General features: G+C 40.7%; 13 protein-coding genes. 2 read left to right on the top strand and 11 right to left on the bottom strand.

Annotated elements, in window-relative coordinates:
• Positions 1-15: 15 nt before the first annotated feature.
• Together MUS1_RS00335 and MUS1_RS00330 are read right to left on the bottom strand one after the other, a co-directional pair.
• Positions 16-1,839, bottom strand: coding sequence for a sensor histidine kinase (locus MUS1_RS00335; RefSeq protein WP_036157503.1), 1,824 nt, complete (start codon positions 1,837-1,839; stop codon positions 16-18).
• Between the two features lie 4 nt (positions 1,840-1,843).
• Positions 1,844-2,347, bottom strand: a complete 504-nt coding sequence (locus MUS1_RS00330; protein ID WP_036157500.1) for a putative pterin-binding protein — start codon at positions 2,345-2,347, stop codon at positions 1,844-1,846.
• Between the two features lie 305 nt (positions 2,348-2,652).
• On the opposite strand from MUS1_RS00330, the gene cysZ reads away from it, so the two are divergent.
• Positions 2,653-3,432, top strand: a complete 780-nt coding sequence (gene cysZ, locus MUS1_RS00325) for a sulfate transporter CysZ (RefSeq protein ID WP_036158999.1) — start codon at positions 2,653-2,655, stop codon at positions 3,430-3,432.
• On the top strand, positions 3,432-4,277 hold the full coding sequence (locus MUS1_RS00320) for a response regulator (RefSeq protein WP_036157497.1): 846 nt from the start codon (positions 3,432-3,434) through the stop codon (positions 4,275-4,277). The genes cysZ and MUS1_RS00320 overlap by 1 nt, the downstream gene beginning before the upstream one ends.
• Positions 4,278-4,382: 105 nt before the next feature.
• On the opposite strand, the gene phoR is transcribed toward MUS1_RS00320, so the two are convergent.
• The 9 genes from phoR to MUS1_RS00275 all read right to left on the bottom strand — a co-directional run bounded on the left by phoR (position 4,383) and on the right by MUS1_RS00275 (position 13,486).
• A complete protein-coding gene (gene phoR, locus MUS1_RS00315) occupies positions 4,383-5,690 on the bottom strand; it encodes a phosphate regulon sensor histidine kinase PhoR (protein WP_036157494.1) in 1,308 nt (435 codons plus the stop codon).
• Complete coding sequence (phoB, locus tag MUS1_RS00310) at positions 5,687-6,382, bottom strand: phosphate regulon transcriptional regulator PhoB (protein ID WP_036157492.1); 696 nt, start codon at positions 6,380-6,382, stop codon at positions 5,687-5,689. Before phoB ends, phoR begins: the two co-directional genes overlap by 4 nt.
• Positions 6,383-6,465: 83 nt before the next feature.
• Positions 6,466-7,320: a 4-hydroxybenzoate octaprenyltransferase gene (ubiA, locus tag MUS1_RS00305; protein ID WP_036157489.1), complete on the bottom strand. Its 855-nt coding sequence runs from the start codon at positions 7,318-7,320 to the stop codon at positions 6,466-6,468.
• Entirely contained in the window at positions 7,317-7,877 is a 561-nt protein-coding gene (locus MUS1_RS00300; protein ID WP_036157487.1) for a chorismate--pyruvate lyase family protein, read from the bottom strand. The genes ubiA and MUS1_RS00300 overlap by 4 nt, the downstream gene beginning before the upstream one ends.
• Before the next feature lie 6 nt (positions 7,878-7,883).
• On the bottom strand, positions 7,884-9,152 hold the full coding sequence (locus MUS1_RS00295) for an HDOD domain-containing protein (RefSeq protein ID WP_036157484.1): 1,269 nt from the start codon (positions 9,150-9,152) through the stop codon (positions 7,884-7,886).
• Positions 9,153-9,262: 110 nt separating this feature from the next.
• Positions 9,263-10,042, bottom strand: coding sequence for an amino acid ABC transporter ATP-binding protein (locus MUS1_RS00290; RefSeq protein ID WP_036157481.1), 780 nt, complete (start codon positions 10,040-10,042; stop codon positions 9,263-9,265).
• A gap of 22 nt (positions 10,043-10,064) precedes the next feature.
• Positions 10,065-11,165: an amino acid ABC transporter permease gene (locus tag MUS1_RS00285; protein WP_036157478.1), complete on the bottom strand. Its 1,101-nt coding sequence runs from the start codon at positions 11,163-11,165 to the stop codon at positions 10,065-10,067.
• A gap of 9 nt (positions 11,166-11,174) precedes the next feature.
• Entirely contained in the window at positions 11,175-12,350 is a 1,176-nt protein-coding gene (locus MUS1_RS00280) for an amino acid ABC transporter permease (protein ID WP_036157475.1), read from the bottom strand.
• Positions 12,351-12,463: 113 nt separating this feature from the next.
• Entirely contained in the window at positions 12,464-13,486 is a 1,023-nt protein-coding gene (locus tag MUS1_RS00275; protein ID WP_036157472.1) for an amino acid ABC transporter substrate-binding protein, read from the bottom strand.
• Between the last annotated feature and the right edge of the window lie 262 nt (positions 13,487-13,748).

Below are 13,748 nucleotides of genomic sequence, written 5' to 3'. Positions count from 1 at the left end.
CCTTTGCTCAGTAGGTCAATCATGCTTGTTTTTTTCGGTGTCTTGGTTACTGCCGAACAGTGTCGAAATAATAGGATCCAACTGATTTTGCAGTAAAGGAAAATGCAAAGGAATAATAGGGCTATTGATGCTGTCTATTGATTGGAAGTGATAGCTCAAAATAGGGCTTCCTTTCATTCTCCATTGCAGAAAAGCTTCGTTTTTATCAAATTCAAACTGATTAGAATCTCCTAATATCACAAGATCATAGTGATGGTTTTCGTCGTCAAAACTGTTTTCTTTGAAAGGAGTAACATCAATATTAAATAAGGCGAGTTGTAAGCCAATAATGGTTGCAAGATGGGCATCTTTTTCGATTAACAAGGCTTGTTTTTTGTCTGTGCATTTGAAATTAGACTGTTGAGGGATCGCGTTGTTATCAGGCACATTAAAAGGTATATCTATCCAAAACTCACTACCTTGTTGTGTCGATGAAAAGTCTATTTCGCCTTTCATTAAATACACTAATTTATGGCAGAGGGTTAGACTCAAGTCCATCATGTTAGGAATAGATTCTTTTTGCTTTATAGGCAAAGAAGGGTTTGCTCGCAAATGCTGCTGTAATTGGCTTGGCATACCAATTCCGGTGTCTCGAATTGCGATTTGTAACATTCTTGCTTCTTGGGTGCCGGTAGGTAGTGTCGTTGATGGCGCTGATAAGGAAGATGCTCTGACTTGCACGCTGATGCTGCCAGACGGTGTGTATGTAATGGCATTTTGCAGCAAGGCGATGATGATTTCTTTTATTCGTACGAAGTCGACACTAATGTATTCAGGCAAGGCTGGATCAATATAAACAACACACTTTAAATCTTTTCGAGACAGTTGTGGGGTAACAATAGCTAGGATATTTTCAATGGATTCTTGGAGGTTTTCTACCGTAGAAGTGAGCGTCATTTTTTGTGTATCAATCAAGGTTAGATCAGAAAGTATTTCAATGGTTTGAATTAGTTGGCGTCCTGATTCTTTAATGTGTTTCGAAAGCTCTTGAGATGATTCTGTTGGTTGCTCATTTTTTAAGGTATTAGCGATGCTTAAAATAGAGTTAATAGGCGAGCGTATTTCTTGGTTAATTAAAGCAACCAAGTTGGCTTTGTCTTCACTGGTTGATTGTATGCCTGAGCGCAGTTCTTTGTTCGATTTTGTTGTCTTTTTAAACTCAGATAGACCTTTTATTGTTATAAAGCATAAAACACATAGGCAGCCAAAAAGCACTAATGATAGGAGCTGAATATAGCTCAAATTCTTTTGTAACTCTTGGTGTTGGTTGGAAATAAATGCATTGCTGCCTTTATTGACTAAGGATATGAACTCATTCATTTGGCCTTCTATTTTTTGGATTCGATCAATCAAGTCAGGAAGGTAAGAAGGGTCGCCTGCTTCAATTTTAGACAAATTGAAACTCAGTAATTCTAATTCGCCATTGATGATGTTGAGTAGTCGCGTTGTACGACCACCTTCGAATTTTTTGATCAGAGACCCTACATCGCTTTCTCTTAGCAAATCGACTCGACTCATCAACAAATCATATTCAAAAAAGGCAGTGCCATTAAGAGGGTAGTCGCTGCTGTCTAATGCTACGAGATAGTTTTGAAAGCGATAAGATTGAATTTGTAACTGTAACGCGTTCCATAAGGCGCTTTCGAAAACGCGACGACTGTTGTTCTTTTTGGCATTGTCACTGGTGTAAGTGATAATGCCAAAAACAGCGATAGACACTGAAATTATGATAAAAATGAAAATATAAAGCATCCATTGCTTTAGTGGTAATAACCACGATCTACCTTCCAATAAACGCACGCGATTACTCCATTGAGCCAATTAATTTAATTTCGGCTACTTGCCAAATAGATCGGCCATAATATATTTCCGACTTCAATTCTTCTAACTCGTCAAAGGGATAAATCACCATAATCGGGCCAAGCTTTCTTATTGTCATTGGTTGACCGTCTTGCTTAATCGCAAAAATAGCGCCTTTTTCCACAAAATCGTTTAGCGGTATTTCTGTCATATAACCATTGAAAGCGAATACCTGTAATCGTACGCTTTCGCTGCTTAGAATTTTTACTAGGTCTACCGCAGAAAACCCTTGATATGTGTGAGAGCCTCGAATCCAAGGGTTATTTGTTGTGACAGAATACTGAGGAAAGTCTTGCAGCATCGCAAAATCGAATTCGGCACTTTGATCTAAGTTGGATCCGTTGATTGCTCCTGTAACCGTTAAAATAACCTTACCTTCAGGCTTGTCTAATGCGTGAGAAAAAGAAGAAAAACTGATTAAGAGTACTAACACTGATACTAAACGCATAACCGAATCGCTCCGCAGCTGTAACATTAAGAAGTCATTCTCAATGTGGTAAAGTCTTGTTTTAAGACCGTATAAAATAACATTATTCTGAATAGGCCAATAGACTGCTTTAACGCTAAATCAAGTGTTTATAAATTCTGAGCTTCCCAATATTACTAGAACACATTTTACCCATTCACTTTTTTAATGGTGGATATAGGAATAAACACCGTAAACTAAAGTATCGCAAAGAGGTTTATGGAGACCTGAAAGTCTCCGTGATATTCTGTATTTTTATATAAATGAAAGAAAAGGCCATACAGATTTTGATTACACAACCCTTTAAAGTGGCAGGTGCTTTTTTAAAAGCCATGTCTTTAGTGCTATCGAAAGAATTGAGATTGTTTATATTGGTTCCATTATTGGCCAATTTTGTTCTAATGGGGCTGATTTACATAGTCGCATTTAGCTATTTTCAGAGCTTATTAGATTCTGCTATGGGTTATGTGCCTGAATGGGTCGCTTTTTTGAACTGGCTGTTTTATCTGATTTTTGGCGCCATTATTAGTGTGCTTTTATTTTATAGCTTTTCGGTTGGCATTAATGTTTTAGCCGCACCATTTATGGCTTTTTTGGCTGAAAAAGTAGAAGAAAAAGAAACAGGTAAGATCTTTTATGAAGAATTAACGACGAAAGTTATTTTGTCAATTATTGGAAGGTCTTTGCAAAGAGAGTTACAAAAAATAGTGTATTTTCTGCCTCGCTTTATCTTGCTGCTTTTATTGTCTTTTATACCAATAGTGAATGTTATTGCTCCGGTTTTGCTTCTATTGTTTTCATTTTGGATGCTATCCATTCAATATATGGACTATGCATTTGATAATAATAAAGTGAAATTTCATGACATGAGAATGGCATTACGCTCTAAGCCTTTGTTATGTTGGACATTCGGTGGAATCGTTATGGTGGGTTTAACCATACCTTTATTTAATTTATTCGTTATGCCTATTGCTGTTGTTGCGGCGACTTTGTTATGGGTGTCAGTTTTTAGGTCACAACATGGGGATTTTTCAGCCCTGTTAGATCGCTCTAATGGAATACAGTGATGTCATTGAAAATTTTAGTGGTGGATGATGCGTCTTTTACGCGGGATTTAATTCGACGAACATTGAGAAAGCAATTTCCTGCTATTGAAATTGAAGACGCAGTGAATGGACGCAAAGCACAGCAATTAATGACCAAAACTCAGTTTGATATAGTGCTGTGTGATTGGGAAATGCCTGAAATGACAGGCGTTGAATTGTTGAAATGGTGCCGAGAGCAGCCCAAGTATAAAAAGGAAGACATTCCTTTTGTTATGATCACCAGCCGTGGCGATAAATACCATGTAATTGAAGCGGTTAAGTCTGGCGTTACGGATTATCTTGGTAAACCATTCTCTAGTGAGCAGTTGATAAGTAAGGTACTTTCAGCCGCTAAAAAACATAACATGGATGGCCGTTTAACCTCTCAGAAACCACGAAACTCATCAACGCCTGGTGGAGTAAGTTCTGCATCATTGGATGTATTAATGGGCTCAGCTGGTTCGTCCAAGCCTGTGGAAACGACTAAGTTCACTAATCCAACTACACCAGCTATTACAGTGAAAGATGTAAAAGTGCCGACAATTGTGCGCTTTAAAGGTAAACAATTCCGTTGCATGGTGATTCAATTTAGCAAGCAATCCGCGACTATGCTTATTAAAAGTGATGATGTTGTACCACACGTCCTAGGGCAATCGGTATTGGATCTGGAGTTTGATGGTGTTGTAAATCGTTTGAATTATTACGTTCAATCAGTAGCTACTACAGAGAAGAAGCATGATTCGACATTTTTGACGGTAACGCTAAGTTTAATTGACCAAGATAAGGAAAAAGAAGACTTTATTTGTCGTTTGTTTGATAGTTTGTAGCCTTGTATTTTAGTGCCTGAAAACAGATTCCAAAAAAGGGAAGCCGGTGTATCGCCATCTTCCCTTTTTTAATATTCAAGCAGTTGATTCGCGGTCATTATTGGATTATAGGTCGGGGATACTGTCAGTTCGAATTCGACTTGCTGGGAAATGGCAAGAAAAGGTGCTGCCATTACCTGGCTGACTGCGAATTTGTAGCTTTGCATCATGGTGCAACAGAACATGTTTTACTATGGCTAACCCAAGACCTGTTCCTCCTGTTTTTGAGCCCCGACCTTTGTCGACTCTGAAAAAACGTTCTGTGAGTCGAGGTATATGTCTCGGGTCGATACCAAGGCCTGTATCTTTTACTGAAAATACACCGTTTAAATCACTGGATTCCCACGTTACATAAATACTACCGCCATCTGGAGAGTATTTGATGGCATTGACAATAAGGTTAGAAAAAGCGCTGTAGAGCTCTTTATAAGAGCCATAAAGGCGTGCTTCTTCTGGTATGTCGACAGAAAGAAAATGTTGTTTGCTCAGCATTGGCGTTGTTATGTTTTGGATAGACTCAACGAGATTTGAGACTTTGTGCCATTGATTTTCCTCACGTTTGTCATCGCTTTCTAAGCGAGATAAAAGTAAAAGGTCTTCAATGAGTTGTTCCATTCGCTCGGATTGTTCCGACATATTTACAATGCCTTTCTGCATACTTTTCGGCAGGCTATCTTTGAACATTTCGAGCGTTTCTAAATACCCTTTGATCACTGTTAACGGTGTTTTTAATTCGTGGGACGCATTAGCGACAAAATCTTTCCGCATTTTCTCTAACAGGTGTAAACGCGTGACATCACGAACAAAAATTAGGTGATCATTTTTGTCATACAGCGTGGTTTGTATTTCTAAATAGATACCGTCTTTTGCGGGTGACTTAATAATTAAAGGCTCGCCAAAACGCTTCTGAGAAAAGTATTTGAAAAACTCTGGGCTGCGGACAATATTAGTAATAGCTTGACCACGATCAACGGGGCGCATTAAGCCAAAAAAGTGAGCCGCAGAATTATTCCACCACTCTAAATTACCTTGATTGTCAGCCATGATTACGCCTTCTTTCAAGGCGGTGGTAGAACTTTCTACTCGGGTAAGAGCCTGGCGCATACGGCGTTTTGATTTACGTTGCTTTTTCTGCAAACGGTAAACCGCATCAAATACTTGTCCCCAAATACCGCTGGCTTCAGGAGGGGCTGCTTTTCCAGAGTAGCGTAACCAATTGTGAAATTGGTAGAGCTGATACAGTTGCCAATACAAAGACCCAAGGACATAAAGCAGCAAAACACCGAGTAGTTGCCCAATAATAAGACCGATGACCACACAGGCGGTTAATCCTATAAGCCAACTAATAATAGTGTTTCGCCAAATGCTTTTCATGCGGACCTTTTTGCTGAAAATCGGTAGCCTGTTCCTCGTACCGTTTGTATCAAGAAATCATGTGAGCTGCCAATCGCTTTACGTAAACGGCGTATATGAACATCAACCGTACGTTCTTCTACGTAGACGTTTCCACCCCATACTTGATCTAACAGTTGCGCTCTCGAATAAGCACGTTCTTGGTGGGTCATAAGGAACTTGAGCAGACGATATTCGGTAGGGCCCATATCTAAAGGGCGGCTGCCTATCGTTACTCGTTGACTGATTGGATCGAGAACTAAACCTTCGACCTCAATTGGTTCATCAACACCTTGAGGTGTCGCTCGACGTAATACAGCTTTGAGCCTTGCTACTAATTCGCGAGGCGAAAAAGGTTTGGTGATGTAGTCATCCGCACCCACTTCCAGTCCTTGTATTTTGTTGTCTTCTTCGCTTTTCGCGGTCAACATAATGACAGGGATTTCAGCCGTTGTGTTGTCTTTTTTCAGGCGACGAGTTAACTCAATGCCGCTACCGCCAGGCATCATCCAGTCGACAAGAATAAGATCAGGTCTATGGTCCACGATGATCTCGTGGCCTTGTTGAATATTTTCTGCTTCCAAGTATTCGTAGCCCGCCATTTCGAGTGCTATGGCGATCATTTCGCGTATGGAAGATTCGTCGTCAATAATTAATACTTTTTTACCGGTCACAGGATTTATCCTCATTTCAGGAATAGTCTATTAAAGCGACCATATGTGACAGTTTGGTTAAAATGTCACAACTTTGCCATATATTACATTAAATAACTGATTACTAAGCCCAAGAAGACACAATAGCCAATGCGGTTATTATTTAAAAATGAGCGGAAGCAAGCATCTCTGTCGCGATTTTTCGCCTGTTTAAACTGTTGATAAAAAAGGCCGACACAGAGTATTAGAGAAACAAAATAAGGCCAGTGTAGTTCCGCGAGTACCCCTACCCAAGTTAAAAGCGATAAGGTTAAACCCTGTAAACAAACGATAACGAACAAATCTTGTTTTCCGAATAAAATCGCTGTTGATTTGATACCTATTTTTAAATCATCAGGGCGATCCGTTATTGCGTAATAAGTGTCGTAGGCAATCGTCCAGAAGCAATTCGCGACAAATAACATCCAGAGTATTGGATCTCTTAAATCGCCACCTTGAGCACTGTAAGCCATTGGAATGGCCCAAGAGAAAGCCAAACCAAGAAAGAGTTGTGGTAAATGCGTATATCGCTTCATGAATGGATAAAGTGCAGCAAGACCCAGTCCGACAAAAGACAATAAAATGGTTCTCATATCCGTGAAGAGGACTAATACAAAACTGAGTACACAGAGTCCAGCGAACAGAACCAAAGCCTCTTTTTCTGAAACACGACCTGACGGCAAAGGGCGATCCTTTGTCCGTTCAACACTGCCATCTACTTTTCGGTCTGCGTAATCATTAATGACGCAGCCAGCGGATCTCATGCTAAATACGCCTAACCCAAAAATAACAACCAAATGCCATTGCGGCATACCGCCAGAAGCAAGCCATAAAGCCCACAATGTTGGCCACATAAGAAGGAGAGAGCCAATAGGGCGGTTAAATCGAGTCAGTTCTAAATAATTTTGAAATTTTGTCATAATAATCCAAACGGTGATTTCAAATGGTTGATTTCGTCAAAAAATGCTTCGTTCACTAATATGCCAGGGCCAAATTGGTGAAATACAGAACGTCGTGCCCACAACCCCGTTTTTTGATTGGGAAATAGGCTTTTTGGTAATTGCGTTACTTCAATGCTGCTTCTTACCAAAGCTCTATGCTGGAATAAATAGCCGCCCAATGGTTTATTCTTGAGGTGCTTCACTTGTCGCCAATGACCTCGTAATGATTTTGCAGGAATAATAGAGCGAGCATAAATAACGGTAATGTCATCGACTTTCAGTAAAACAGTACGGATTCTTGCTGCTTCGCGAGGACGTAGTTTAAGACGACTTCTTTCTCGTGCTGTTGGCGTCCCCCAAGCATCTTCTATAACTTCAACGGTTAATGTACCAAGTCCTTGCAATTTCGCTGTCATAGACGCGTCAGATGTTAACCAAGGCCATAAATTCTTAGGAACTTTCATTTTGTTCATTCGATGTGCTGGCACCCAGCTGTAGTCGAATTGTTGTGTGGCAGAGGGGTTCATTAACGTCATGATTGATTAGCTATTCATCTTATTAATTAAATCGACCATTTTATGTATTTCAGGCGATTTCTTATAAATGTGAGCAAGGCAGGATTCCGCTTTTTCGAGGGTTAAGCCAATTTCTAATAATATGGATGGCTCAATGTCTTCGTCATGACGTAGTTGAGCTGAAACATAGAGCAATTTTGCTAATAAAGCGTGTTCGCCATAATAATGTGGTTTTTTGCTGTATCGAATTGCTGTCCAGATGCTATCAGGCAAGCTCCAGTAACGTAATAGCCATGAGCCTAGTTGTTCTTTTGTAAAGCGCAATGTTTGCATTTCAATAATTTCAGAAGGCAAATGAGAGTTCGCTTCCTGATATCGGGATAAAATCGAAAAATGCGGTGGTAGAACCATACTGATCGCTAAATAGCCAAAGTTATGAAGTAAGCCAGCAAGGTAAGCATGACCAATTTTGGGACGACTATGTTTTGGCATGGCTTTTACTAGGGCTTCCATTAATACTGCGTTTGAAACCGAATCTAACCAGAAGTCTTCATAATGACGGGGGCCTTCTTCGGGTGTCTGAAATGCATTTCGCATGGACAACCCGAGAGCCAAGTTCATCACCATATCAAAGCCTAAAACGCGAATAATGGCATCCTCTACAGATTTTATTGAGCCCGGCGCACCGTAATAAGGAGAAGAAGCCCAACTAACAACTTGAGCCGCTAAGGCAGGGTCTAAGGCGATGACTTGGGACAGTTCATCCGTGCCAGCTGCCTTATCGGATGAAAGGCGAATAATTCGGTGAGAAGAGGCGGGTAGTGGCGGGATTTCAAGCGTTTCTTCTAGACGTTGTTTAAGTCGAATGGATTGAAATTTACCTAATGCCTGAAGAATCTGTTCTTCATCATCTTCATGGTTTTCGACTGGCTTTAGAATCAAAGGCGTTTCGATGGAGATATGCTCAAAACGATTTAATGGGCCGGAAAACATGTCTTGTAATTCAGCGGTATTAATATCTCGATACGCGCTGTTTGCTTTTGTTCGAATTGAAAAAGAAGACCCTTCTAAAATACTCGATTCTAATATTGTCGTCACACTGTTAGGTTTTATGAGAGGGTCGCCGGAAGTATTGAAATTAGTAATGGATTCAAAACGGCGTTTAGTGATACGAGATACAGCAGAGATATCGAGCATGTTGTTCTCAGGAAAAATAACCTGCAAACGACCTGTATGATCCGCTAAATGAACAACTCTTAGCTTTTTTCTAGATTGGAGGTTAGGTGACGATTCCATAAAATTCTCTGCTAAAACATGTACTAACAACAGGTATAAAAAAGCCCCTAGTTGGGGCTTTTGTCAATATAACAGATTTTAAAACTAAGTTTCGAGTTTCGAGTTTCGAATTAGTGATTTAGAATTTGGCTAAGGAAATTTTGAGTACGATCATGTTGAGGATTATTAAAGAAAGAATTTGGCTCATTGGCCTCAACAATTTCTCCTGCATCCATAAATACAACACGGTCTGCAACGGTTTTTGCAAAGCCCATTTCGTGTGTTACACACACCATGGTCATGCCCTCTTCCGCTAGTTGAACCATTACGTCCAATACTTCTTTGATCATTTCCGGATCAAGTGCAGACGTCGGCTCATCAAAAAGCATGATACGAGGTTGCATACATAAGCCACGAGCAATTGCCACACGTTGTTGCTGACCACCAGAAAGTTGACCTGGAAATTTCAATGCTTGGTTGGCGATTTTTACGCGCTCCAAGTAATGCATTGCCATTTCTTCCGCTTCCTTCTTAGGCATTTTACGTACCCAGATAGGCGCTAACGTTAGGTTTTCTAAAATGGTTAGGTGAGGGAATAAGTTGAAGTGCTGGAAAACCATTCCCACATCCTTACGGATTGCTTCGATGTTCTTCAAGTTATTATTCATCTCAACGCCATCAACAATGATATCGCCTTTTTGATGCTCTTCAAGGCGGTTGATGCAGCGTATCATCGTGGACTTACCAGAACCGGAAGGACCACAAACAACAATACGTTCGCCTTTCTTGATACTGAAATTGATGTTTTTTAGTACGTGAAAGTCACCATACCATTTGTTTACATCGTTAAATTCGATGATTGATTTCTCACCCGGCGCAAGTTGGGCACGAGCCATATTTATATCTGACATTATAAATCCCTCAAATTCTTAACTAATTTCGCTTGTGCCCAGTTTCTAATTTACGCTCGATTCTCATACTGTAGCGAGACATACCAAAACATGCTGCCCAATAAACAAAACCTGCAAAGGCATAACCTTCAATCGTCGTTCCTAGCCAATTTGCATCATGGGTTGCCGCTTGAATTCGACCTAGTAAATCAAACATACCGACAATGTAAACCAGCGTTGTGTCTTTAAATAGACCAATGAAAGTGTTTACGATTCCTGGAATAACCAACTTTAATGCTTGTGGCAAAATAACCAGAATCATCGACTGCCAGTAAGACAACCCCATTGCATCAGCCGCTTCATATTGGCCTTTCGGAATAGCTTGTAAGCCACCTCGAATAACTTCCGCCATGTAAGCTGCAGAGAATAGAGTGATACCGATCAGAACACGCAATAACTTGTTAAAGTTCATACCTTCAGGCAAGAACAGAGGGATCATTACTGATGCCATAAACAAAATGGTGATCAAAGGAACAGCACGAATAGTCTCAATGAAGACGATACAAATAGATTTTGCTATCGGCATATTAGATTGACGGCCAAGAGCGAGTAAAACACCCAAAGGAAGCGAAGCTACAATACCAATAACACCCAAAAGAGTCGTTAGGAATAGACCGCCCCATAAAGAAGTCTCAACGACCTCTAGTCCGAAGATGCCGCCAGCGAACAGGAAGTACGCGACAACAGGGTAAACAGCGATAATTCCAATGGATAAATACAGTTTATTGACTGTTTTCACCGCAAAAGTAGCGACCAGAATCACCAGTAGAATCAAGGCTAAATTAATACGCCACGTTTCTTCAGATGGATACAGACCATACATAAACTGATCAAAATAAACAGCAATGAAAGCCCAGCATGCACCGCCGCCAGTACAAGCTGCTTTAGATGCACCACTAAATGTCGCAGTAAGAAACCCCCACTCAACGACTGGTGGGAGCAGTAGGTATAAAACATAAAAGCTGAACAAAGTTAAAAATATATTTAAAGGGGACGACAATAAATTTTGACGAACCCATGCCACGGCACCAACAGAATTCACTGGTGGTGGAAGGCTTGGTGATGGTTTAAATTCAATAGCCATGTTTTCCTCCTAGCGTTCCATTAATGACATTTTTTTGTTGTACCAGTTCATGAATATTGAAATCGTAAGACTCAATGTTCCGTAAACCAACATACAAAGACCAATATTTTCTATCGCTTGACCTGTTTGGTTTAGCGTCGTCCCCATAACAACAGCAACTAACTCTGGGTACGCAATGGCGGCACCAAGTGATGAGTTTTTCGCTAAGTTTAGGAATTGGCTAGTAAGCGGTGGAATGATAACTCGTAATGCCTGAGGCAAAACGATCAAACGTTGAGTCAAACTGTCTTTCAGACCCAAAGAGCGTGCTGCTTCAGTTTGTCCCCAATTTACAGACAAAATACCAGCACGAACGATTTCGGCGATGAAGGCGCCTGTATAAGTAGAAAGTGCGACAAGTACGGCGACAAACTCTGGAGGAAGAACCATCCCGCCAGTAACGTTAAAACGACTCTTTTGTGGAAGGTCAAACTCAATAGGGAAGCCTGATACTGCCAACGCTAGAAAGGTAATAACTGCGATCACACCAAGAGAAGCCCAATAAGCAGGAAACCAAACACCCGTTCTGGTTTGACGCTTTTTCGCCCAAACAATTAAAGCAATGGACGCAATAATCGATAGAATAAAGCCAGCGATTACAACGCCAAAGCCTTCTTGAAAAATAGGATTTGGAGAATAAATTCCGCGTTTATTTAAGAAAAAGTCTGCAAATATGATGCTGTTTCTAGGGTGCGGTAAGGTTGCTAATACAGCGAAGTACCAGAAGAACATTTGTAACAAGAGAGGAATGTTGCGCAAAGTTTCAACGTATACCGTTGCTAGACGTGCAACCAACCAATTATTGGAAAGTCGGGCTAAGCCCATCACAACACCAATAACAGTGGCTAAAACAATACCCATTAAAGAAATAACGACGGTATTAATTAGGGCAACAATAAACGCTCGTCCGTAGGTGTCTGCCTCTGTGTAATCAATTAGGTGAATAAGAACGGGAAATCCAGCAGGTTGGTTTAAAAACCCAAAACCAGTAGAAATACCTTGATCAGCTAGATTGGCTTGCAAGTTACTAAATAAATAATAGCCTACGAATACAACCACTGCTAGAAGCACAATTTGAAAGATTAGGGCGCGAGTACCAGCGTCATTCAAAGGGCTTTTATTACTTGGAATAGTTTTATCGCTCATCTTAATTCAGGCAAATGAAATGCTCGTCAGATGTGGTAAGGAAGGGGGGAGAAACTCAGCGGCGGTTTGCCGCTGAGTAAATTACCCTAAGCTAGTGCTTTTAGGTATTAATATTAACGTACTGGTGGCGCGTACATAACACCGCCTTCAGTCCATAGATTGTTAATACCACGTGGAAGACCTACTGGAGTAGATGGACCCACGTTACGTTCAAATACTTCGCCGTAGTTGCCTACTTGAGCAATTACGTTGTAAGCCCAATCAGCTGGAAGACCTAGTTGAGCACCCATATCGCCTTCTTTACCTAACAGACGAGCAATACCTGGATCATTTGTTTCACTTTTGATTTTAGAAACATTGTCAGAAGTGATGCCCATTTCTTCAGCGTTAACCTGAACGAACATAGCCCAAGTTACAATGTCTTTCCATTGGTTGTCACCGTGACGAACTACAGGGCCTAGAGGCTCTTTAGAAATCGTTTCAGGAAGGATCATGTGATCTGCAGGGTTAGCAAGTTTAGAGCGGTGAGCTGCAAGACCGGATTTATCCGTAGTGAACACATCACAACGACCAGAAGCGTATGCTGCTAGAGCTTCATCTGCTTTTTGAACGACAACAGGAACGTAAGATAGTTTGTGCTTACGGAAGAAGTCAGCCATGTTTAATTCGGTTGTTGTACCTTGCTCGGTACAAACTGTTGCACCGTCAAGATCCAATGCAGATTCAACGCCTAGGTCTTTACGAGCCATGAAGCCTTGACCGTCATAGAAGTTAACCGCTGTGAAATCTAAACCTAGAGATGAATCACGAGTGTAAGTCCAAGTTGTGTTACGAGCTAGAACATCGATTTCGCCAGACTGTAGAGCAGTGAAACGCTCTTTAGCAGAAAGAGGTGTGAATTTTACTTTCTGAGCATCACCGAAAACGGCAGCAGCGGCAGCACGACAAGCATCAACATCAATACCAGTCCAGTTACCTTCAGAGTCAGCATTTGAAAACCCTGGAACGCCTTGGCTAACACCACATTGGATAAAGCCTTTTGACTTGACGTCATCTAGAGTGGCTGCATTAGCGGCAGTGCTTAGAGTCGCTGCGATTGCTGCAGTAGATAGTAGTTTACCAACATTAGATTTCATTATATTGAGCCTCCCGGGCATTTTTATATATGTTGTTATTTCACTTAACCTTTCAATATTAGACCTGAAGATCTATGTATTGATACTTAGCAAGGTTGGTGCCAACATTTAATTATTCTTGTGGTTTAGTATATGTAGACGATTCATCTAAAAGACCATCACATACCCCTATAGAATTACTCTTTTAGAGCGTAGTCAAGAATAAAATATTAAAAGCAGCGTACTTTATACTTATTTTTTACACCTTTTTGGCAATAATCGC

The sequence above is a fragment of the Marinomonas ushuaiensis DSM 15871 genome, from assembly GCF_000521805.1.
Lineage (GTDB): Bacteria > Pseudomonadota > Gammaproteobacteria > Pseudomonadales > Marinomonadaceae > Marinomonas > Marinomonas ushuaiensis.
Note: the sequence above shows the minus strand (reverse complement) of the source record. Positions and strands in the feature narration are given on the sequence as shown.

Bases quoted from the DNA above. Each gene is read 5' to 3' on its own strand.
- MUS1_RS00330 (WP_036157500.1), bottom strand. From the start codon at position 2,347: ATGCGTTTAGTATCAGTGTTAGTACTCTTAATCAGTTTTTCTTCTTTT.
- MUS1_RS00320 (WP_036157497.1), top strand. From the start codon at position 3,432: ATGTCATTGAAAATTTTAGTGGTGGATGATGCGTCTTTTACGCGGGAT.
- phoR (WP_036157494.1), bottom strand. From the start codon at position 5,690: ATGAAAAGCATTTGGCGAAACACTATTATTAGTTGGCTTATAGGATTA.
- ubiA (WP_036157489.1), bottom strand. From the start codon at position 7,320: ATGACAAAATTTCAAAATTATTTAGAACTGACTCGATTTAACCGCCCT.
- MUS1_RS00300 (WP_036157487.1), bottom strand. From the start codon at position 7,877: ATGACGTTAATGAACCCCTCTGCCACACAACAATTCGACTACAGCTGG.
- MUS1_RS00295 (WP_036157484.1), bottom strand. From the start codon at position 9,152: ATGGAATCGTCACCTAACCTCCAATCTAGAAAAAAGCTAAGAGTTGTT.
- MUS1_RS00290 (WP_036157481.1), bottom strand. From the start codon at position 10,042: ATGTCAGATATAAATATGGCTCGTGCCCAACTTGCGCCGGGTGAGAAA.
- MUS1_RS00285 (WP_036157478.1), bottom strand. From the start codon at position 11,165: ATGGCTATTGAATTTAAACCATCACCAAGCCTTCCACCACCAGTGAAT.
- MUS1_RS00280 (WP_036157475.1), bottom strand. From the start codon at position 12,350: ATGAGCGATAAAACTATTCCAAGTAATAAAAGCCCTTTGAATGACGCT.
- MUS1_RS00275 (WP_036157472.1), bottom strand. From the start codon at position 13,486: ATGAAATCTAATGTTGGTAAACTACTATCTACTGCAGCAATCGCAGCG.